At 74.7% G+C, this 21,263-nt stretch carries 19 protein-coding genes; 9 read left to right on the forward strand and 10 right to left on the reverse strand.

The window, feature by feature from the left end; translation table 11 throughout:
- Positions 1-20 precede the first annotated feature (20 nt).
- Complete coding sequence (locus IF02_RS0116600; protein WP_030157623.1) at positions 21-767, reverse strand: maleylpyruvate isomerase family mycothiol-dependent enzyme; 747 nt, start codon at positions 765-767, stop codon at positions 21-23.
- A gap of 48 nt (positions 768-815) precedes the next feature.
- Here IF02_RS0116600 and IF02_RS0116605 point away from each other — a divergent pair, with 48 nt between their 5' ends.
- Both IF02_RS0116605 and IF02_RS0116610 read left to right on the forward strand, forming a co-directional pair.
- Entirely contained in the window at positions 816-1,517 is a 702-nt protein-coding gene (locus tag IF02_RS0116605; protein WP_030157625.1) for an alpha-ketoglutarate-dependent dioxygenase AlkB family protein, read from the forward strand.
- A 44-nt stretch (positions 1,518-1,561) separates the two neighbouring features.
- Complete coding sequence (locus IF02_RS0116610; protein ID WP_234318225.1) at positions 1,562-2,875, forward strand: ROK family protein; 1,314 nt, start codon at positions 1,562-1,564, stop codon at positions 2,873-2,875.
- Positions 2,876-3,062: 187 nt separating this feature from the next.
- On the opposite strand, the gene IF02_RS33150 is transcribed toward IF02_RS0116610, so the two are convergent.
- Complete coding sequence (locus IF02_RS33150; RefSeq protein WP_030157629.1) at positions 3,063-3,587, reverse strand: ATP-binding protein; 525 nt, start codon at positions 3,585-3,587, stop codon at positions 3,063-3,065.
- 198 nt (positions 3,588-3,785) lie between these two features.
- Here IF02_RS33150 and IF02_RS0116620 point away from each other — a divergent pair, with 198 nt between their 5' ends.
- Entirely contained in the window at positions 3,786-4,922 is a 1,137-nt protein-coding gene (locus IF02_RS0116620) for a PLP-dependent cysteine synthase family protein (protein ID WP_030157630.1), read from the forward strand.
- A gap of 30 nt (positions 4,923-4,952) precedes the next feature.
- Here the strand turns inward: IF02_RS0116620 and IF02_RS0116625 are convergent, their stop codons facing one another.
- A complete protein-coding gene (locus IF02_RS0116625; RefSeq protein ID WP_030157632.1) occupies positions 4,953-5,450 on the reverse strand; it encodes an SRPBCC family protein in 498 nt (165 codons plus the stop codon).
- A gap of 283 nt (positions 5,451-5,733) precedes the next feature.
- Here IF02_RS0116625 and IF02_RS0116630 point away from each other — a divergent pair, with 283 nt between their 5' ends.
- Positions 5,734-8,331 carry a hypothetical protein gene (locus IF02_RS0116630; RefSeq protein WP_420708162.1) on the forward strand — a complete coding sequence of 866 codons (2,598 nt, stop codon included), beginning with the start codon at positions 5,734-5,736 and terminating at the stop codon, positions 8,329-8,331.
- Here the strand turns inward: IF02_RS0116630 and IF02_RS0116635 are convergent.
- The 5 genes from IF02_RS0116635 to IF02_RS0116655 all read right to left on the reverse strand — a co-directional run bounded on the left by IF02_RS0116635 (position 8,255) and on the right by IF02_RS0116655 (position 14,563).
- Positions 8,255-10,732, reverse strand: coding sequence for a right-handed parallel beta-helix repeat-containing protein (locus IF02_RS0116635; protein WP_030157636.1), 2,478 nt, complete (start codon positions 10,730-10,732; stop codon positions 8,255-8,257). The two genes, IF02_RS0116630 and IF02_RS0116635, sit on opposite strands and share 77 nt — an antisense overlap.
- A 132-nt stretch (positions 10,733-10,864) precedes the next feature.
- Entirely contained in the window at positions 10,865-11,458 is a 594-nt protein-coding gene (locus IF02_RS0116640; RefSeq protein WP_324603768.1) for a hypothetical protein, read from the reverse strand.
- Between the two features lie 260 nt (positions 11,459-11,718).
- Entirely contained in the window at positions 11,719-12,543 is an 825-nt protein-coding gene (locus tag IF02_RS0116645; protein WP_030157640.1) for an MOSC domain-containing protein, read from the reverse strand.
- A 70-nt stretch (positions 12,544-12,613) separates the two neighbouring features.
- The gene (locus tag IF02_RS0116650) at positions 12,614-13,135 is read right to left on the reverse strand and encodes a DUF6643 family protein (RefSeq protein ID WP_030157641.1); all 522 of its coding nucleotides are present in this window, start codon (positions 13,133-13,135) and stop codon (positions 12,614-12,616) included.
- A gap of 258 nt (positions 13,136-13,393) precedes the next feature.
- Positions 13,394-14,563 (reverse strand): glycosyltransferase, encoded by a 1,170-nt coding sequence (locus IF02_RS0116655; protein ID WP_030157643.1) that lies wholly within the window; start codon positions 14,561-14,563, stop codon positions 13,394-13,396.
- A gap of 189 nt (positions 14,564-14,752) precedes the next feature.
- On the opposite strand from IF02_RS0116655, the gene IF02_RS0116660 reads away from it, so the two are divergent.
- Positions 14,753-15,547: a glutamate racemase gene (locus IF02_RS0116660; protein ID WP_030157646.1), complete on the forward strand. Its 795-nt coding sequence runs from the start codon at positions 14,753-14,755 to the stop codon at positions 15,545-15,547.
- Positions 15,548-15,569: 22 nt separating this feature from the next.
- Here IF02_RS0116660 and IF02_RS0116665 read toward each other — a convergent pair whose 3' ends face one another.
- Positions 15,570-16,517 carry an ADP-ribosylglycohydrolase family protein gene (locus IF02_RS0116665; protein WP_420708163.1) on the reverse strand — a complete coding sequence of 316 codons (948 nt, stop codon included), beginning with the start codon at positions 16,515-16,517 and terminating at the stop codon, positions 15,570-15,572.
- A 208-nt stretch (positions 16,518-16,725) separates the two neighbouring features.
- Here IF02_RS0116665 and IF02_RS0116670 point away from each other — a divergent pair, with 208 nt between their 5' ends.
- Genes IF02_RS0116670 through IF02_RS0116680 form a run of 3 tightly spaced genes read left to right on the forward strand, consistent with a single transcriptional unit; the run spans position 16,726 to position 19,496 of the window.
- Entirely contained in the window at positions 16,726-17,241 is a 516-nt protein-coding gene (locus IF02_RS0116670) for a hypothetical protein (protein ID WP_234318226.1), read from the forward strand.
- A 43-nt stretch (positions 17,242-17,284) separates the two neighbouring features.
- On the forward strand, positions 17,285-18,889 hold the full coding sequence (lnt, locus tag IF02_RS0116675) for an apolipoprotein N-acyltransferase (protein ID WP_030157651.1): 1,605 nt from the start codon (positions 17,285-17,287) through the stop codon (positions 18,887-18,889).
- Between the two features lie 58 nt (positions 18,890-18,947).
- Positions 18,948-19,496, forward strand: coding sequence for an NUDIX hydrolase (locus tag IF02_RS0116680; RefSeq protein WP_078622131.1), 549 nt, complete (start codon positions 18,948-18,950; stop codon positions 19,494-19,496).
- On the opposite strand, the gene IF02_RS0116685 is transcribed toward IF02_RS0116680, so the two are convergent.
- Complete coding sequence (locus tag IF02_RS0116685; protein ID WP_030157654.1) at positions 19,466-20,230, reverse strand: trypsin-like serine peptidase; 765 nt, start codon at positions 20,228-20,230, stop codon at positions 19,466-19,468. The two genes, IF02_RS0116680 and IF02_RS0116685, sit on opposite strands and share 31 nt — an antisense overlap.
- Before the next feature lie 179 nt (positions 20,231-20,409).
- Between IF02_RS0116685 and IF02_RS0116690 the strand changes: the two genes are divergently transcribed.
- On the forward strand, positions 20,410-21,234 hold the full coding sequence (locus tag IF02_RS0116690) for an alpha/beta hydrolase (protein WP_037836446.1): 825 nt from the start codon (positions 20,410-20,412) through the stop codon (positions 21,232-21,234).
- Positions 21,235-21,263 lie beyond the last annotated feature (29 nt).

Here is a 21,263-nt window from a genome sequence, read left to right on the forward strand (position 1 = left end):
GCCCCCGCCCCCGGATTCCGTCAGCCGATCCCGGCCCCCTCGGCCCACTGCCGCGCCAGCGACTCGTCCCCGGTCACCCCCGGTCCCATCAGCGGAAGCCGGTTCCACAGCGCCGCGTACAGCCACGACGCCGTCCCGGTCACCTCGCAGTCCGCCGGGTCGCCCGTATCGCCCGAGACCGTACGGGGCGGCTCCGGCGACAGGTGTACGGTCCACACCGCGCCCGTGTCGGCGGCGCGGATCCGCATCATCCGCGGCTCCTGCGTCCGCATCCGGCTGCGCGGCCGCGCGTGGAAGCCGGTCAGCAGCTCGTCCACCCCGTCCTCGGCGAACTCGGGTGCCACCGGCGCGTAGGCCACGCCGAGCGCCGCCTCCGCGTCCATCCGGTGCACGGCCGTCTCGTGCGCCTGCCGGCGCGCCCAGAAGGCCAGCGGCGACGGCGCGGCCGTCGGAAGGAAGGTCCAGCACTGCACGTCGGCCGGCGCCTCGGTCAGCGTCCGCACCAGGGCCTCGTGCCCCTCCCGGTACCAGGCCAGCAACTCGGCGCCGACCAGCTCCGGGGCGTCCGGGAACGGGCCCGGCTCCACGACCGCGTCCCTGACGTACCCGGCGGCCCACCGGTGCACCGCGCCCGTGTGCCGCACCAGATCGGCGACCCGCCACCCGGGACAGGTGGGCACGGGGGCCTCCGTACCCGCCCGCTCGGCCGTCTCGGCGAGCAACTCGCCTTCCTGCGCAAGCGTCTCCACATACTCCGAGATCTTCATGCGGGCAGTGTCGCACCGGCCGCTGACAATGCCGGTGAGAATGGAGCCATGGACGGGGAACTCTTCCCGCGCGAGCGGACCGAGATCGCCCCCGGCGCCGTGCACGTGCCCGACTGGCTCGGGCCGGGGCGCCAGCGGGAGCTGCTCGCCGCCTGCCGCGCCTGGGCGCGCCCGCCCGCCGGCCTGCGCACCGTACGGACACCCGGCGGCGGGACGATGACCGCCCGCCAGGTGTGCCTCGGGCTGCACTGGTATCCGTACGGGTACGCCCGCACCGCCGTGGACGGCGACGGGGCCCCGGTCAAGCCGATGCCCGGCTGGCTCGCGGAGCTGGGGCGGGAGGCGGTGGCGGCGGCATACGGGAACGACGATGCGGCCGCGGCCGCGCCCGGGACCGGGGCGGCGACTGCGGATCCGTACGCGTACGACATCGCGCTGATCAACTTCTACGACGGCGACTCCCGCATGGGCATGCACCGGGACGCCGAGGAGAAGTCGGGGGCTCCGGTGGTCTCCCTCAGCCTCGGCGATACGTGCGTCTTCCGCTTCGGCAACACCGACTCGCGCGGCCGCCCGTACCAGGACGTCCGGTTGCGCAGCGGCGATCTGTTCGTCTTCGGCGGCCCGGCCCGGCTGGCCTATCACGGGGTGCCGAAGGTCCTGCCCGGCACCGCCCCGCCCGGGCTCGGGCTGACCGGGCGGCTGAACATCACCCTGCGGGTCGGCGGCCTCGGGGCGGTCCCCGGCTGATCGGCGGCGCCGCGCACACCGCCGATCATGCGAGGATCGCTCTCATGAACGGCAACGGGGCCCCGCCGCGGGTGGGGGATGTGACCGCGGTGTCCGCGCTGTCCGCGGCGTCTTCCGCGTCGGCGGCCGAATCCGCGTCTTCGAGTGCGTCTTCGGCGAGGACCAAGCTGGAGCGGGGCCGCGGCGCCCTCGGCCCGGCGCTGGAGCTCGTCCACACGGGCCGGGCCCCGACCCGCGCCGTCCTGACCGCCGAGCTCGGTGTCACCCGCGCCACGGCCGGGGCGGTCGCAGCCGAGCTCGAGGCGCTCGGCCTGATCCGCGTCGACTCCCGCCCGGGCGGCGCGGGAGGCACCCAGGGCCGCCCCTCGCACCGGCTCTCCATCGACGAGAACGGCCCCGTGGCGCTGGCCGCGCAGGTGCACTCCGACGGGTTCCGGGCCGCGCTGGTCGGCCTCGGCGGCCGGATCGTGGCCACCGCCCCCGGCAAGGTCACCGTCTCCGCGGATCCGGCCCAGGTGCTCGGCGAGGTCGTCGAGGCGGGCGCGGCGCTGCTCGCCGAGACCGGCCGCCGCTGCATCGGCGCGGGGCTCGCGGTGCCGTCGGCGGTCGCGGAGCCGGAGGGTACGGCGCTGAACCCGCTGCACCTGGCCTGGCCGGCCGGGGCTCCCGTACGGGCCATCTTCACGGAGTGCGTGAAGGCGGCCGGGATCGACGGCCCGGCCCTGACCGGGAACGACGTCAACCTGGCCGCGCTCGCCGAGCACCGGCACGGCGCGGGCCGCAGCGCCCAGCACCTGCTGTGCGTGGCCACCGGCCACCGCGGGGTGGGCGGCGCGCTCGTACTGGACGGCCGTCTGCACAGCGGGAGTTCGGGGCTGGCCCTGGAGGTCGGCCACCTCACGGTGAACCCGGAGGGCCGGCCCTGTCACTGCGGCGGCCGCGGCTGCCTGGACGTGGAGGCCGATCCGCTGGCCTTCCTGACCGCGGCGGGCCGCACACCGGGCCCGGAGGTGTCGCTGCTCCAGCAGGCCCGCGACCTGTTGCGCGAGGAGTACGCGGAGCCGGCGGTACGGGCGGCCGCCGAGGAGCTCATCGACCGGCTGGGCCTGGGCCTCGCGGGGCTGGTCAACATCCTGAACCCGGACCGGATCATCCTGGGCGGGCTGCACCGGGAGCTCCTGAACGCGGACCCGGAGCGGCTTCGCGCGGTGGTCGCGGACCGCAGCCTGTGGGGCCGCAGCGGGGGAGTCCCGATCCTGCCCTGCACCCTGGACCACAACAGCCTGGTGGGCGCCGCCGAGCTGGCCTGGCAGCCGGTCCTGGACGACCCGCTGGGCACGCTGGGGGCGGCGGCTTAGGCCGTTCCGGCCCCTCCCGGCCGTGCTCGGCGTCGGGTGAGGGCTCGGCGCCGGGTGGGGGCTCGGCGTCGGGTGAGGGCTCGGGCCCCGGCTCGGTGCCGTCCCGGCCGCAGCCCGCCGGCGCCCTGGCGGCGCCGGTGCCGCCAGGGCTGCCGGGCGTGGTGCGCGGGGTGCGGCGGCGGAACTCCTACCCGGGCCTGGCGCCGACCGAGGCCGCCACCGGCACGGCTGCCGGGAGGGCGCTCGGGTCCACCGCGACCACCACCGCCGGCGCGGGCTCCCGTACGGGCTTGGAACCGGTGCCGACCGGGGCGGCGCGGAGCGAGAACCACACCACCTTCCCGGGGCCGTCGGCCTGGTTCCGCGCCCCCCAGGCCTCGCTGACCGCCGCGACCAGCGCGAGCCCGCGCCCGCAGGTCTCCAGCGCGTCCGCGGCCGCCTCCCGCAGGACGGGAAGCCGCGGATCGCTGTCGTACACCGAGACCGTGAGCCGCCCCAGCCGCAGCTCGATCTCGACGGTGCACGTCTTGTCCGGCTGCGCGTGGCGGTGGACGTTGCTGAGCAGCTCCGTCACGCCGAGCGCAGCCCGGTCTATGAGCGGATCGAGCTGCCAGTGGCGCAATTGCGCTGAAACGATCCTTCGGATCTGTCCGATCCGGGACGGCAAGGCCTGCAGTTCGACGACGCAGTGCCTGCGTGAATGACTGATCACGGCTGCGACTCCCCGACATGAGTGTTACGGGTGCTGCACCCTCAGTAATGCTCCACCAGAGTCACCCACGGTGCCCGTGTATGCAACCGAACGCGATCGAAAGCGATCCGCATAGATACTCAAAGTGACTGTTTGTGCAGGTGGGGGAGGTACATTGCGAAAGCAGGGGGCGAAAAAACGCACGAAGGAGCAAGGCGCATGAGCACCACCCGTACCTCCGGTACGACGGCTACGACAATCGACGTCGACCGAAGCGACGCGGACTACCGCGCCTGGCTGAAGGAGGCCGTCCGCAAGGTCCAGGCCGACGCCAACCGCTCCGCCGACACCCACCTGCTGCGCTTCCCGCTCCCCGAGGAATGGGGCATCGACCTCTACCTCAAGGACGAGTCCACGCACCCGACCGGCTCCCTCAAGCACCGTCTCGCGCGCTCGCTGTTCCTCTACGCGCTGTGCAACGGCTGGATCCGCCCCGGACGCCCGGTCATCGAGGCCTCGTCCGGCTCGACCGCCGTCTCCGAGGCGTACTTCGCGAAGCTGATCGGCGTTCCGTTCATCGCCGTCATGCCGCGTACGACCAGCCCGGAGAAGTGCCGGCTCATCGAATTCCACGGCGGCGAATGCCACTTCGTGGACGACTCGATGAAGATGTACGAGGAGTCCGCGGAGCTCGCCGCCCGCACGGGCGGGCACTACATGGACCAGTTCACGTACGCCGAGCGGGCGACCGACTGGCGCGGCAACAACAACATCGCGGAATCGATGTACCAGCAGCTGCGGTTGGAGCGTTACCCCGAGCCGGCGTGGATCGTGGCCACGGCGGGTACGGGCGGTACGTCCGCGACCATCGCCCGCTACGTGCACTACATGCAGCACGACACCCGGGTGTGCGTCCCGGACCCGGAGAACTCCTGCTTCTTCGACGGCTGGACCAACAACGACCCGCACGCGAGCAGCGATTGCGGATCGCGCATCGAGGGCATCGGGCGGCCGCGGATGGAGCCGAGCTTCGTGCCCGGAGCCATCGACCGCATGATGAAGGTCCCCGACGCGGCGAGCGTCGCCGCCTGCCGCGCCCTCGAACAGGCCATCGGCCGCAAGGCGGGCGGCTCGACGGGGACGGGTGTGTGGAGCGCGCTGAAGATCATCTCGGAGATGGTCGCCGAGGGCCGCAAGGGCAGCGTGGTCACCCTGCTGTGCGACCCGGGCGACCGCTACCTGGACAAGTACTACTCGGACGAGTGGCTGGCCACCCAGGGCCTGGACATCGCCCCGTACACGCAGACCCTCGAAACCCTGCTGGCGACCGGCGTCTGGCGCGAGCCGGCGGCTTGACCGGACGGGCGCCGCCCACGACGGGCCCCGTCACTGACCGGCGGCCGGGCGGCGGGACGTCAGGCGGGCGTCCAGTGCCCGGACCGCCGACCGGAACGACCGCCCCAGGAGCGGACGGGCCGCGATGAGGGCGAGCCGGAGCGGTGCCGGGCCGTCCACCGCGAAGGTCCAGCGGACGAGGGTGCCGGAGCAGGGGTCGGCGGGGGCGAGCCGCCACTCCTCCAACAGGGCGCGGATCCCGGGGGCGTTGGTCTCGTCGACCCGGTACGCGTAGCGCCGCTCCGGGTCCGCCGCCATGATCGTCTCCTCGAAGCGGGTCCCGCCGACCAGCCGGACCTCCCGGCCCGCGCCGCCGTGCGTCGGCCGGGCCAGGGTCACCGCCCGGAACCACCGCGGCCACCCCTCGACGTCCTCGGCCAGGGCTCGGTACACGGCCTCGGGCCCCGCCGTCGTCCGCGCGGTGAAGTGCAGGCGGGTCGGGGCGTCCTCGATGAAGTCCAGCCCCACCGGGCGGAGTCGGCGAGCCATGGCGGTCCCTCCTGGGGGTGCGCAGCGGAACGTGCGTCCGCGTACCTTAACTGTCGGATCGTCAGATGTCCGCCGCCGAGCAGCCGCCGGGCCGCCGCCGGGCCGCCACCAAGCGCCGCCGAGCAGCCGCCGGGCCGCCGCCGGGCCGCCACCAAGCGCCGCCGAGCAGCCGCCGGGCCGCCACCAGGCGCCGCCGGGCCGCCGCCACGCAGGCCCGCCCACGAGGTTCCCGAGCCCCGAAGGTCACCCGGACACCCCCTAGGCAGGCGCTTCGGGGCGCGGGATGCTGGGGTGCGCTGATCCCGCCCCGCGAGCGGAGGCCGACGTGCCGGACAACCCCCAGCCCCCGCAGCCCCTGCATCCCCTGGCCCTCGAACTCCTCACACCCCCGCGCCCCCTGGCCCTCGAACTCCGCGTGCACGGAGTCCACGGCGCACCCCCCGACGAGCTGCTGGGTGATCCGCGCACCGTCCGGATCACCGGGGACTCCACCGCCGCCGTGTTCCGGCGCGCCGCGGACGCCGACGCCGAGGCCCACCCCGAGTGGTACGCCGGCCGCCCCGTGGTCGAGGCCTACTGCTGGTCCCGGCTCACCTCCGGCAACGGCTCCCGCGCCCTGTGGCTGCTGCTCCTGCCCTTCATGGTGGTCAACCTCGCGCACTGGGCCCGGCCGGCCGCGCCCGCCACCGGTCCGGCGCCGTGCGCGACGCGCACGTACGGGGTCCTCGTACGCGTCCTCGCGCTCAGCCTCACCCTGCTGCTGATCGCGGCCGCCTGCGAGGTCGCGCTCGACCTCCTGGCCTGGCAGTGCGCGGGGTCCGGCGCCTGCACCGGCTCCCGGTCCTGGCTCGGGTTCCTGGAGCCGGGCGGCTGGTGGGGCCAGCCGGGGCGGCGGCTCGCGCTCGGCGCGCTGGTCCCGGCCGCGCTGACGGGGCTGCTGTGGTACCTGTCGAACCGTACGTGGAGCGCGTACGAGTCCCAGCCCCCGCCGGCGGACACCGCCGTCCCCGCCGCCGTCCCGGACGGTACGCCCGCGCTCGGCCGGCCCGGATTCTGGTACGGGCGGCGCATCGTGGCCCGGCTGCGCGCCGCGCACACCGCCGCCGGGCTGCTGATCGTCGCGGCCGCCGTCGCCGCGCCCACCGCCCGCTACGACCGCCGCGCCGACGGCGGCCCCGTACTCGAAGCACTCGGCTGGGCGGTGGAGGCGGCGCTCGCCGCCGGGGCCGTCGCCGTCGCCTGGGTCGTCTGCCGGCGCGGCCGCACCGAGGACCGCGCCGACCACCGCCTCGACCGGGCCGCCATCACCCTGCTGCCCGGCTCCGCCCTCGCGCTGCTCGCCGCCGTACTGCTCTACGCCGGCTGGTCACGCCCCGGGTGGACCTCCACCGGGCGGCTCCCCGGCGATTTCGCCTTCGGCGTGCTCATGCTCGGCCAGGGGTGCTGCGTGCTGCTGCTCGCCGCCGTCGCCGTCCGCCTGTACCGGCTCGCCCCCGACCCGGCGACCGCCCTGTACGGGCTCGGCGGGCCCGCCATCGCCATGCTCGGCTGCGCCCTCGGCGGGGTGATGTCCGGCGGGGTCGCCCAGCGGGTCGCCGACTGGCTGGACGGCGGGGCCTCCCCCTCGTCGGCCGGGGCACCGCTGCCCGCGCCGCCCGTGCTGCTGTCCTGGCAGGCGGCCGTACTGCCTCCGCTGCTCCTCGTACTGGCGCTGCTCGCCGCCTGGTTCGCCGTACGCGGGGTCCTCGCGCGGCGCCGGCTCGCCGCCGGGGTGGCCGCCGAGTACCCCGGGGAGCCGCCCGACGAGAACCGCAGCCGCCGGATCGCCGGTGTCCGGGCCGCCGCCGCGCTCACCGACTCCGCGCCCTGGTTCGTGGCCGCCGTCTCCGGGATCACCCTGCTGCTCGGCGCGGGCGCCCTCGCCGGGGCCTGGCTCAGCGGGGAGGTGCCGGGTGAGGCGGTCCGCGGCGCCCACCCGCTGCTGGAGACCGCCGCCCGCGCGGCGCAGGACGCCGGGTCCTGGCTGATAGGCCTCGGCATCGCCGCGTTCGTCGCCTGGGGCCGCCGCGCCTACCGGGACCCCGCCGCCCGCCGCACCATAGGCGTGCTGTGGGACGTCGGCACCTTCTGGCCGCGCGCCGCCCATCCGTTCGCGCCGCCCTGCTACGCCGAGCGGGCCGTCCCCGACCTGACCTGGCGGATGACCGGCTGGACCGGCCGCACCGGCGGCCGCCTGGTCATCTCCGGCCACTCGCAGGGCAGCGTCCTCGCGGCCGCCGCCGTCTGGCAGCTACCGCCGCAGGTCCGCCGCCGGGTCGCCCTGCTCACGTACGGCTCCCCGCTCCGGCGGCTCTACGGGCGCTGGTTCCCGGCGTACTTCGGCCCGGGCCCGCTCGCCGCGCTGCACGCCGACATCGACTGCTGGCGCAACCTCTGGCGCGCCACGGACCCCATCGGCGGCCCGGTCCTCCCACCGGCCGACGCCACCCTGCCGGGCCCGGCCGCCTCGACCGCCGCCCCCGCCGATACCGTCGACCGGGGGCCGCTGGCCGATCCGCTCGCCTACGGGCGCAGCGCCCGCTACCCGCTGCCCGCGCCGATCCTCGGCCACTTCGACTACCAGGCCGACCCGGCCTTCGCCACCGAGCGCGATGCCCTCCTGGCGCGGCTGGCCGGACCGGCCCGCCGTGCCCGGTCCCGGCCGATCGGGCACGGCCACACGCCGGCCCCACATTCCGCAGCGGCCGTACCGGCCCCGCCCGTCACACCGGCTCCGGCCACCCCGGCCGTACCCGGCCCCAGGGTCAGCAAGGCGTCGGCAGCGCAGGAAGGTTCGGAAGCGCCGGAAGCGCCGGGAGATCCTCCGGGAACAGGAGGGTGAGTTCGTCCGTGCCCGGGTCCGGGAGCTGCGCCACCCGGCCCGCGTGGCGCTCGACCATCGACTCGAAGGTCTGCCGCGCCGTACGGCCGTTGCCGAACGCCGGCCCCTTCGGCAGCTCCGTGAAGTACGTCAGCAGCGCCTTCGCGGTGCCCTCCCCGAGCCGGTACTCGTGCTCCTCCGCCTGCTGCTCCACGATCCGCAGCAGTTCCTCCGGGCCGTAGTCCCCGAACGTGATGGTCCGCGAGAACCGCGAGGCCACACCCGGATTGACGGTCAGGAACCGGTCCATCTCCGCCGTGTACCCGGCGACGATCACCACGACCGCGTCCCGGTGGTCCTCCATCAGCTTCACCAGCGTGTCGATCGCCTCGCGCCCGAAGTCCCGCCCGGAGTCCTCCGGGGATAGCGCGTACGCCTCGTCGATGAACAGCACCCCGCCGCGCGCCCGGTCGAACGCCTCCTGGGTGCGGATCGCGGTGGAACCGATGTGCTCGCCGACCAGGTCCACCCGGGAGACCTCGACCAGGTGGCCGCGCTCCAGGACCCCGAGGGAGGCCAGGATCTCCCCGTAGAGCCGGGCCACCGTCGTCTTGCCCGTGCCGGGGTTGCCGGTGAACACCAGATGGCGGCGCACCGAGGCGGCCTTGAGGCCCGCCTGCTGCCGCCGCCGGCCCACCTCGATCATGTCGGTGAGCGCCCGCACCTCGCGCTTGACGCTGTCCAGTCCCACCAGTGCGTCGAGCTGCCCCAGCACCTCGCCGGAGCCGCGCGCCGCCCCCGGCGACTCCCGGTCCGCCTCCTTGACGCCCCGCGGGGCCGGCACCCGCGCCGCCTCCACCACCGGGCCCCGGACCGCGCCGACCGTACGGATCCCCGCGCGCTCACCGGCCGGAGCCCCGGCTCCTGCCCCTGCCGACTGGGCGGCGAGCCGTGACCCGGACTCGTCGCTGGTGCAGTCCTCGGCGACCGGGCCGTCCTCCGCGAACTCGTAGCCCCCGCGCGCGCAGCGCTCGGTGTGGCAGCGGGTCAGCGTGGTGCGGCAGCCGTCGATGACGTGGAAGCCGAAGCCGGAACTGCCCGTCACCCGGCAGGACTGGAAGCTCCCGCGGCCGCCCGCCGACACGTAGAACCCCGCCTCGGTGGGGGAACTGACCGTGCACCGCTCCAGCGCGGGATCCGCCCCCTTGGTGACGATCACCCCCGTCTGGACGGCGTCGATCGTGCAGTTGGCGAGGGTGCCGCCGCTGCCGTGGTCGCGGAACCAGGCCCCGGTCGCCGCCTCCCGGATCCGGCAGTCGTCGACCTGCGCGGTGGCCCCGTCGCTCACCGAGACGGCCGTGTTGCGCACCTGGGAGAGATCGCTGTCGACCACGTCGGCGCGCGAGCCCCGGTCCAGGACGAACACCGCGTCCGGTACGTCGTGCACCCGGCAGGAGCTCAGCGAGGCGGTGGCCCCGTCACTGATCCACACCGCCGGATAGTCGCCCGTACTGTCGTGGATCTCGCAGGACTCGGCATCCACCCGGGTACCCGGATCCCACACCGACAGGCCGTTGCGGCCGAACCTGCGGACGGTGGTGCGGCTGAGCGTGAGCACGGAACGGGAACGCAGGTCCACCGCGTTCTCCGGGATGTCGTGGATGTCGCAGCCGGCGAGCGTGAGCACCGCGTCCGTGTCGAGGGTGACCCCGTCCGTCGACGTGCGGTGCACCGAGCAGTCGGTGAGGCGGGCCGCCGCACGCGCGGCGATCTGCACACCCGTGCCCTTGATCTCGTACACCTCGCAGCCCAGCGCCTCCAGGCCCGAACCCTCGCCGGTGACCGCGATGCCCGCACCCGAGGCGTGGTGGATCCGGCAGCGCTCCAGCCGCGGCCGCCCGCCGCCGCGGACGCAGACCCCGGTCTGCCCGGCGGCCACCACCTCGCACTCCTCGAACACCCCGCCGCCGCCGTCCAGTACGGCGATCCCGACGCCCGCCGGGTTCTCCACCGTGCACCGCCGCACCAGGGGCCGGGCCCCGCCGCGCACCTCGATCCCCGCCGCGGACCGGGTGCTCACCCGCAGGTCGGTGAGCTCGGGCGAGCCCTCCTCGACCAGCAGCGCGGGCGCCGCCCGGTCCTGGCCCTCCAGGTGCAGGTCCTGGACCACGGCCGAGGCGCGCACCGTCAGCGCGACCCCGTCGAGCGGGGCGATCCGCACCGACCCCACCGAGCCCTCCGGCCCGCGCAGGGTCACGGCATGGTCGAGCACCAGGTTCTCCCGGTAGGTGCCGGGGGCGATGGACAGCACGTCCCCGTCGCCCGCGACGGCGAGCGCGGCGGCCAGCGTCGGATACTCACCGGAGCGGCGCCGCCACCGCGAAGACCCGCCGTGCGTCACCTGGACCGTGCCCTGTGCCATGGTGCTGTCGTGCCCCCGCCCTCGTGCTCGTGCCATCGAAGCGACTGAAACCACCGCCGCCGCCCGCCGCCTTGGCGGCGACCGGACCTGGCCGCTCCACCGTAGCGCGCGCGGAGCCGGTGAGATGCCAGGTCAGCTGCCCGCGCCCGCCCGGCCCCAGTCCGGTCCCGCCGCCGCCCAGGCGCGGTCCAGCCGTATGTACCGACGATGCATGAGCCTTCGTACGACGAGCCGGCGGACCGTCTCCACCAGCGCGGCCGCGCCGAGAGCGGCGGCCAGGCCCACCACCGCCGCGTGGACGCTCGCCGAGGACGTGTCGAGGGGGCGCCCCACGAGCCGGCCCTGCGTATCGGTCCATATCCGGAACCGGTCGCCCGCCCGCGGCGGCTCCTCCGCCGCCGGTACCGTGCCCTGGTGGCTGCTGCCGTCGGGCGCCGTCCAGGACGCCACGATCTGCGTGCGCTGCGGGGTCTGCCGCTGCGCCGACGGATCGGCCTCCGTCCCCGCGGGCGGCTCCGCGGCGGGCCGGACCACCACCGCCGGAACGAGGTACCGCTCCTGCCGCTGTTCGCGCGCGGCCCGCTGGAGCGTGCCGTCCACCTCCAGGCCCGCGACCGTGCCGACGGCCGGAGCCACGAGCAGGACGCAGACCAGCGCGGCGAACGCCACCCATGCCTCGAAGAGATCGGTCGGCCGGCGCAGTGGATTGCGCCGCCAACGCCACACACCCGTTACTGTCCACACGGTCCGGCTCCCCCAACTTGTGCCAGTCTCCGTCTGCCTGCGGTCCAAGCCTCCCGCACCCCCGGGCAACGCGCATTCCGGGACGCGCGGCAGCCGTGTCACCCGATCCGGTGCATGAAGTTGCTTCCGCACCTTCCTGTCACAGCCGTCGAATGCACCAACGGCCCGCTCACGGTGCTTGGTTCCATCGTTCCCCCACAGCCCCTCGAAGGTGTCATTCCGAGGGGTCCCCCCAGCCCCGCTCACTCCAGGACGCGGACCTCGTCGCCCACCCGCACCGTCCCCGTCCGCACCGGCACCAGCTGCCGCCCGAAGGCCAGCGACTTGCCGATCCGCCGGTGCCGGGCCAGGGTCTTGAGGGGCTCCTTGCCCCGCTCCGCCGTCGCCTGGTCGGTGGTCGTGACGATGCACCGCCCGCACTCCCGCGCCCCGCGGAAGACGGCGTCACCGATCGCGATGCGCCGCCAGCCGTCCTCCGCCCACGCCTCGGCGCCGGCGACCACCACATTGGGGCGGAACCGGTTCATCGGCAGCGGACCCTCCTCGGGATGGTCCCCCTGCGCGATCAGCGAGTTGAGCGCGTCCAGCGACGCGAGGGTCGTGAGCAGCACCGGATAGCCGTCGGCGAGGCTCACCGTCTCGCCCGGCAGCGCGTACTGCGGGTCGACGGGCCGCCGTACGGCAGGGTCGTCCATGTGCACGAGCCGCGCCGGCACCCCCAGGTAGGCGCTGAACCAGTCGGCCGCGGCGCTCGCCGCGACCACGGTCTCGATCTTCTTGCCGAACAGGGTGACGGGCTCCAGCGGACCCGGCTCCGGCACCTCCACGGTCAGCCCGGCCATGCCCGGCGCCGACAGGGCGACCGCGCCGCCCCCCAGCGGACGCGCCGCGGCCAACGCCAGCCGGGGCTGCTGGCGTTGGGTGATGACCGTGCCCTCGGTGTCGACCAATGCCCACCGCCGGTCCCCGGACAGGCCCCAGGGCTCCACGGCCATCTCGTCGGGAGCTGTCCCCGCTACCGACTTGACGGGATGGATGTGGAGCGCCTGGACGTACAAGTTCGACATGGGAGCATCCTGCCAGGAGCCCCCGCGCCCGCCCTAGTGAGCGTCCCCGGATCTGTCAGTACCGGATCGGTCAGTAGCCGCGCCCCTGGTACGGGCGGCCGTACGGGTCCTCGTACGAGGCGGCCGGAACCGGAGCCGGAACCTGCATCGGGCGCGGTGCGGCCGGACGCATCGCCTCGTACCCGGTGCCCATGGCCACCGGCCGGGGCTGCTGCGGCTGGGCCTGCTGCATGTAGCCCGCGCGGGCCACGGCCTGCTGCGGGATGTACGGAGCGGGCGCCTGCTGCAGGGGCATCGGTGCGGGAGCCGCCTGCTGCTGGTACGGGTACCCGTACGCCGGGGCTTGCTGCTGCTGCGGCATGGCCGGGGGCAGTGCGGCCGGCAGGGCGGGCAGCGACGAGGCGAGGGCCGGGAGGTACCCGCCGCTCGAATAGCCGGAGCCGGAGCCGGGGGAGTCGTACATGGCCGGAACGCGGATCGGGGCGATCTGCGGGGTGCCGCGTTCGGCGACGAGGGAGTCGTAGATGGGGGTGTCCGGGAAGGAGGGCGCGGAGTAGTAACCGCCGCCATAAGTGGAGCGGGGGGAGGTCATGGGACCTAAGTTAAGCCCACGACTTCACCGGGTCCATAGCGAGGTGTGACGAACGCCGCGCTGACCTGCATATTCGCAGGTCAGAGCCACACCCTTCACTTCCCGTTCACGTGCACGTTTTCGCCACTTCCGCCCCGGGTTGCTCCTACTCGTACTCACCGGTTGGCTGTTGCACCGACTTGCCGCTGACGCAGCGTCACAATGATGTGACCTGGGATGACATCGGCAACGGGCGCGGCCGGGGGGTGGTTTTTCGTTTCAGGCGTCACGCGGGCGGGCATAGGTTCGGCCCTTCCACGCCGCGCCGCGACCCCGGTAGTGCTGAACGGCGGAGTCGACGGTCATCAGGAGGTACAGGAGGGCCGTGAGCGGAAGGAGTGGCGCGAGTGCTGCGGGCTGCCGGTAATAGCGCAGCATGGGCAGATAGGTGCCCGCCATCAGCAGCCAGGCGAGCCCGCCCGCCCACGCGGTGGCGGCGTGCCCGCTCGCCGCCCCCGCGAGGAGGGCCACCGGGGGGACGAGGTAGACGAGCACGAGCCCGGCCACCGTCCCGGCCAGCAGCAGCGGCTGGTGGCGCAGTTGCGCGTACGCGCTGCGCGAGACCATCCGCCACAGGTCCCCGAGCGCGGGGTACGGGCGCACGCTGTCCACCCGCTCCGCGAGCCCCAGCCAGATCCGCCCGCCCGAGCGCCGGACGGCGCGGGCGAGGGAGACGTCGTCGATGACGGCGTGCCGGATCGAGTCGGGCACGCCGGCCCGTACGGCGGCCTCGGTGCGCAGCAGCACGCAGCCGCCGGCCGCGGCGGCGGTCCGGCCGGTCGGGCGGTTGATCCGGCGGAAGGGGTAGAGCTGCGCGAAGAAGTACACGAAGGCCGGTACGACGAGCCGCTCCCAGACGCTGACGGCACGCAGACGGGCCATCTGCGAGACGAGGTCGAGCTCGGCGCTGGTCGCGGCCGCGACCAGCTCGCGGAGGCTGTCGGGCTCGTGCGCGATGTCGGCGTCGGTGAGGAGGAGGTACTCGGGCTCGGTGGCGTGGGCGGTCCGGGCGAGCGCGATGCCGTGGCGCAGCGCCCACAGCTTCCCGGTCCAGCCGGGTTCCGGCTCGCCGGGGGACGTGAGGGTGAGGGGCAGTCCGGGGTGCTCCCGGGCCAGCCGCAGGGCGAGGTCGCCCGTGCCGTCGGTACTGCCGTCGTCGACCAGGATGACCTCGGCTTCGCCGGGATAGTCCTGGGCGATGAGCGAGGGCAGGCTGCACGGCAGCACCTCGGCCTCGTCCCGGGCCGGGACCACGATGGCGACGGACGGCCACCGGTCGGGGGCGCTGCGCGGCGGTAGCCGCACGTCGGTCCGCCAGAACATGCCCTGGGCGAAGGTGAGCCAGATCCAGATGGCGAGGGAGGCGCAGGCGGCGCAGAGAAGGCCCATGCGGGCAGTGTGCCGAAGACGGAGTGGGGTGTCGTGGATTTGGCCGCTGCCGTGCGGGGCGGTGAGGCGGCCGTGGGCGGGTGAGGGGTGGGCGCCGGGCGGCTGCCGGGCGGGCGCGGGGCGGCGCGCGGGATCCGTCGGGACGGGGTTGGCGGGCCCCGGGGGGTGGGCTTCCATTAAGGTGACCAGGTGAAGATCGCCCTCATGGACTCCGGAATCGGCCTCCTCGCGGCGGCCGCCGCGATGCGGCGGCTGCGGCCCGACGTCGATCTGGTCCTCTCCTCCGACCCCGTCGGCATGCCCTGGGGGCCTCGTACGCCCGCCGATCTGACCGGGCGGGCCCTCGGCGTGGCCCGGGCCGCCGCCGGGCACCGGCCGGACGCCCTGATCGTGGCCTGCAACACCGCCACCGTGCACGCCCTGCCCGCCCTCCGGGCCGAGCTCGAGCCCGGGATCCCGGTGATCGGGACCGTGCCGGCGATCAAGCCCGCCGCCTCCCCGGGCGGGCGCATGGCCATCTGGGCCACCCCCGCCACCACCGGCAGCCCCTACCAGCGCGGGCTGATCCGTGACTTCGCCACCGGGGCCCGGGTCACCGAGGTGCCCTGCCCGGGACTCGCCGACGCCGTCGAGGCGGGGGACGACACCGCCATCGCGGCGACCGTTGCCGCGGCCGCCGCGCTGACCCCGGCCGACGTCACCGACGTCGTCCTCGGCTGCACGCACTACGAGCTCGTCGAGGCGTCCGTACGGGCCGCCCTGGCCGAGCGGACCGGCGGCGCCGAGCTCCGCTTCCACGGCTCCGCCGAGGCCGTCGCCGTACAGGCGCTGCGCCGTCTCGGCGCCCTCCCCGAACCGGGCCTGCCCCGTACCGGAACCCTGACCGTCCTGCTCAGCGGGGAGGAGGGCGCGCTCCCCGCCGCCGCGCTCGGGTACGCCGAGGGGCGGCTGCTCGCGGGAGAGGGCGCGGCCGTCGGGCGCTGACCCCGAGCACCGGCCCCGGGCGCTACGTCCGGTCCGCCAGCGACCGGGCGAGCGCGCGCAGCCCGTCCGCATCCAGCACCCGGTCCCCGAACCCGGGCAGCGGTACGTGCAGCGGAGCCGTCCACTCCGGCGGGATCGCCGCCTGGCCGTAGCGGGCCCCGGCCAGGGTGCCGGTGACCGCCGCGACGGTGTCGGTGTCCCCGCCCAGGTCCACGGCGGCCCGTACGGCCCCGGCGAACCCGGTGGTCGTCCGCAGCGCCCACACCGCGGAGCCCAGGCAGGGCCACACCGCCCCGTTGAACTCGGTGGCCAGCCCCGGATGCCAGTCGGGGCCGAGGACGACCCCGTAACGGCCGCGGTGGTCCGGGTGCACCGCGCCGAGCACCTCGGGGAGCGCGGCCAGCGGATCGCCCCCGTCGAGCATCACCCGTACGAGCTCGTGCAGTACGGCCGTACCTTCCCAGGCCGCCCGGTCGCCGTGCGTCAGGGCCGCGATCCGCCGGGCGGCGTCCATCGTCCCCTCCCGCCCGGCGGCGGCGAAGTACACGGCCGAGGTGGAGGCCCGCATCAGGGAACCGTTGCCCGCCGCCCGCGCGTTGATCTGGAAGTGCAGTGCGGCGGCCAGATCCCAGGCCTCGCCGCTCGTCAGCACGTCCTCCGTCTGGAGGCCGATGTCCTTGGGCTCGGCGGCCGCCCAGCGCTGGAACCGCCCGAAGACGTCGGGGAGTTCGAGGCCGTCGTGCTCCAGGAGGGATTCGCCGACCAGGACCGCCATCTGCGTGTCGTCGGTCGCCTCGCCCGGATCCCAGCCGCCGCCCCCGCGCATCTCCTGGCCGCGCGCGGTCAGTTCCCCGGCGGGCCCGAACTCGTAGGGCGCGCCGAGGGCGTCGCCGACGGCCGAGCCCAGAACGGCGCCCACGGCGCGGTCGAGCCGACTGATCACAATTCCTCCTCGGGCGGTGCGGGGCATACGCAGGCCAGTACACCGCGTGCGCAAGCACCACCCCGCCCCCGGGGTGGTCGTGAGCGGTCACCCGGGCCACCGAAGTACCTCAGGTTTACTTGAGGTCCTGGTCGGGCAGGCGCGGCTGCGACGGCGCTCCGCCGCGTGCGACGCGTCCGTGCCGAGTGGGCCAGAGGCGGTGCCGCACATGCGGAACGTGAGTACGCTGCTACACATGACGGTTCACCCCCCGGGTCCGCTGTGGACGGGACGGGCCTCCAACCGGGTGCAATGGCTGCTCGCCGCGGCCGGCGCGGCCTGCCTCGCGCTCGGCGTCGGGCTCGCCGTCGACTCGAACTGGACCTCCGGCATCGTCCCGCTGCTGATGTCCGTGATCGGCTGCCTCGCCGTCGGACTGCTGATCCTCTACGGCACGCTCGCCTTCGTGTACGTCGCCGTCACCGTCGACGCCGAGGCCATGGAGGTCCGCTGCGGCCACATCGGGCTGCCGCGCCGCAAGATCCGGCTCGCGGAGGTGGCCTCCGCCGAGTTCGTCCCCCGGATCACCCCCCAGCAGTGGGGTGGCTGGGGCTACCGCTGGCGGCCCGAAAGGGGAACCGCCGTGATCGTCCGGCGCGGCGAGGGAGTGGAGCTGCGGCTCGGCGACGGCAAGGTGTTCACCGTCACCGTCGACGACGCCGAGAACGCGGTCCGGGTCATCCGCACCCACCTGCGCGCACTTGCCCGCTGAGGATTCTCCCGCTGCCCGCGGGCGGGCACGTACACTCCGGCAGATGAGCAGCAGTGTCACCGCAGAGCCCGGACCCGGTGTCGACGGAGAAGCGGAACCCGCAACCCTGGCCGCGACCTCCCGGCGGTGGGCGGCCGCCTGGCCGGTGCGCGCCGCCCTCGCCGCCGCATCCGGCGTGCTGCTCTACCTGAGCTTCCCGCCCCGTCCGCTGTGGTGGCTGGCCCCCTTCGCCCTCGCCCTGCTCGGCGCCTGCCTCCGCGGCCGCCGGGCCCGCGCCGGCTTCGGCCTCGGCTTCCTGCACGGCCTGGGCTTCCTGCTGCCGCTGCTCATCTGGACCAGCGAGGGCGTCGGCCCGGTCCCCTGGCTGGCCCTCGCCACCGTCGAAGCCCTCCTGATCGGCCTCACCGGCCTCGGGATCGCCCTCGTCAGCCGGCTCCCCGCCTGGCCCCTGTGGGGCGCGGCCGTATGGACCGCCGGCGAGGCATTGCGCGCCCGGGCCCCCTTCGGCGGCTTCCCCTGGGGCAAGCTCGCCTTCGGCCAGGCCGACGGCGTCTTCCTCCCGCTCGCCGCCCTCGGCGGCACCCCGCTGCTCTCCTTCGCCGTGGCCCTGTGCGGATTCGGGCTCTACGAGGTGCTGCGCGTCGCCACCGACACCCGGCGGGCCACCGCCGCGCTGCTCGCCGCGACCGCCGTGGCCGCCCCGCTCGCCGGGGCCCTGGCCGCCCGGCCGCTGGTCTCGGACGCCGCCGAGGAGGGCACCGCGGTGGCCGCCGTCGTCCAGGGCAACGTCCCGCGCGCCGGGTTCGACTTCAACGCCCAGCGCCGCGCGGTCCTCGACAACCACGCCAACCGCACCCTCCAGCTCGCCGCGGACGTCAAGGCCGGCCGCGTCCCGAAGCCCGACTTCGTGGTCTGGCCGGAGAACTCCTCCGACATCGACCCGTACACCCAGCCCGACGCGTACGAGGTCATCGACAACGCGGTCAAGGCCATCGGTGTCCCGGTCGCGATCGGCTCCGTACTGGCCCCGGAGACCGGGCCGCTGCGCAACACGATGATCTTGTGGGACCCGGTCAAGGGGCCCGTCGACACGTACGACAAGCGCAAGATCCAGCCCTTCGGAGAGCGCATCCCGATGCGGTCCTTCGTCCGGCTCTTCAGCTCGGACGTGGACCGGGTGCAGCGCGACTTCGGCCCCGGCAAGGAGCCGGGCGTCTTCGCCATGGAGGGCAGCGCGGTCGGCATGGTCACCTGCTTCGAGGCCGCCTTCGACGACGCCGTGCGCTCCACGGTCCAAGGCGGCGCGCAGGTGATCGCCGTACCGAGCAACAACGCCACGTTCGGCCGCTCGCAGATGACCTACCAGCAGCTCGCGATGGACCGGGTGCGGGCGGTCGAACACAGCCGGACCGTGCTCGTGCCCGTCACCAGCGGTGTCAGCGCGGTGATCCGCCCCGACGGGGAGATCGTCCGGCAGACGAAGATGTTCACCGCCGACGCGCTCGTCTCCGAGATCCCGCTGCGCTCCACGCAGACCCCGGCCACCCGCTTCGGCCCGCTGCCGGAGTACGTCCTGCTCCTGGTCGCCGCGGGCGGCCTCGGCTGGACCTTCGCCCGCCGGGTCCGGTCCCGCCGGACGGCCGCCTGAGGCGGACCCGGCGGACCGCCTCGCCCCGGCGGTGCGCGCGGCCTCGTAGGGTCGGAGGATGACCACACCTGAGTTCATCCGCCAGATCCGCGCCTCCGCCGGGAACCAGCTGCTCCTGCTGCCCGGGGTCACCGCCATCGTCTTCGACGACGAGGGGCGGGTGCTGCTCGGCCGGCGCTCCGACACCGGCTGCTGGTCCGTGGTCGGCGGGATCGCGGAGCCGGGGGAGCAGCCCGCGCAGACGGCGGTGCGCGAGGTGTATGAGGAGACGGCGGTGCATTGCGTCCCGGAGCGGGTGGTGCTGGTCCAGATGCTCGAACCGATCACGTACCCGAACGGCGACGTCTGCCAGTTCCAGGACATCACCTTCCGCTGCCGCGCCACCGGCGGCGAGGCCCGCGTCAACGACAGCGAGTCGCTGGAGGTGGCCTGGTTCGAGGTGGACGCCCTGCCCCCGCTGGAACCCTTCGCGGTGGACCGCATCCACCGCGCCCAACGCGAGGACCCGACCTGGTTCGCGCCCGTCACCGGGCTCCAGGCGGAGCAGCGCCGAGCGCCCGGAGGCGGTGCGGAGGGTCAGCCGGCGGAGACGGCCGCCTCGCGGTAGAGCTCCAGGGCCTGGTCGTCCATGACCGCGCTGTACGAGACCTCCGGGACCGCGCCGCCGCCCTCGTAGCCCCCGAGGACGCCGGCCAGGGCGCCGTCCGCCAGCCAGGGGCTGCCGCTCGTGCCGCCGCTGAGGTCCGGGCAGTCGATCCGGCGCTGGGTCTCGGAGAACAGGCTCGTGGTGTTCGCGCAGCGCAGTGGGGCCTCGTCGTCGCTGGGGTAGCCGAGGATCGTCACCGTCACGTCGTCCGGCTGCTCGGTGGCCACCGGGAAGCCGCCCACCGCGTCCTCGATGCGCGCCGTGCCGCCGTCCGCCGGGGCGACCGTCGCGAAGGCGACGTCCTGGTCCGGGTCCTTCCCCTCTGTCCAGGCCGGGGCGACGGACACGCCCGTCAGCTTCCACACCCCGTACGGGGCCTTGCCGTCCCGGTAGCCCGGCGCGAACACGGTGGTGTCCGGGTTGTCCAGGCAGTGCGCGGCCGTGGCGATCACATCGCGGTCGTCGCTGTGCACCACGGCCGCGGTGCAGAAGTGCCCGCCGTCGAGGGAGCCCGCGAACAGGGCGCCGACCCGGTTCGCCGCCGGGTCGGACCCGGCCTCGGCGGTGACCCCCAGCGGCGGCACGGCCGCCGCATCGGGCAGGTCCACGCTCAGCAGCGCGGCCATCGCGGCCAGCGCCAGCAGGATCCGGGACGCCCGCCGGGCGCGGGGGCCGTGGGCCGGTCGGGGAAGCATGCGCGGGATCATGCCCCGAGCCTCCCCTCTGAAGCTATGCCCGGAGCCCGGTATTCCATATGAATGTCCTGTGAATCGGCGCTCCCCGCTCGTGCCGTGGTTCCGGGCTCCGCAGGCGGCCGTGCGCCGCGCGGGCGAGACTGGCAGAGGCGGCAAGGGGGTCCAGGAGGTGTCCCGCCATGACCGCACAGCACCGCACGCCCGTGGTGTTCATCCACGGACTCTGGCTGCATTCCACGAGCTGGGAGGGGTGGGCCGACGCGTTCCGCGAAGCCGGGTACGAGCCCGTCCTGCCGGAGTGGCCCGGGGTCCCCGACACCGTCGCCGAGGCCCGCCGCCGGCCCGACGACCAGGCCGGGGTCGGACTCGTCGAGATCTCCGACGCACACGCCAGGGTCATCCGCGCCCTGCCCGCCCGGCCCGTCCTCGTGGGCCACTCGGTCGGCGGGTTCATCGCCCAGCACCTGCTCGGCCAGGGCCTCGCCGAGGCCGCCGTCGCCATCTGCCCCGGACAGATCAAGGGCGTCAAGGCCATCGCCCCGGCCCAGGCCAAGTCGACGTTCGCCGTCCTGCACAACCCGGGCAACACCCGCCGGTCCGTCTCGCTCAACCGCGAGCAGTTCCGCTACGGCTTCGCCAACGCCGTCTCCGAGGAGGAGTCCGAGGAGCTGTACGACGAGTGGACCATCCCGAGCACCGCCCGGCCCCTCTTCCAGCTCGCCCTCGGCAATTTCACCCCGCACTCCCCGGCCGAGGTCGACACCGGCAACGAGACCCGCGGCCCGCTGCTCCTGCTGTCCGGCAGGCTCGACCACACCGTCCCGGACCTGCTGACCCGCTCGACCTACAAGCAGTACCGCCACTCGCACGCGACCACCGAGTACCAGTGCTTCGAGGACCGCGGCCACTCCCTGACCGTCGACCACGGCTGGCCGGACCTGGCCCGCGCCTCGCTGTCCTGGCTGGACTCCCACACCGAGGCGGCCCACCCCCGGGCCGCGTGAGAACGCCGTAGGGGCGTCCGCCGGACCCC

It is taken from the genome of Streptomyces sp. NRRL S-244 (genome assembly GCF_000717915.1).
GTDB lineage: Bacteria > Actinomycetota > Actinomycetes > Streptomycetales > Streptomycetaceae > Streptomyces.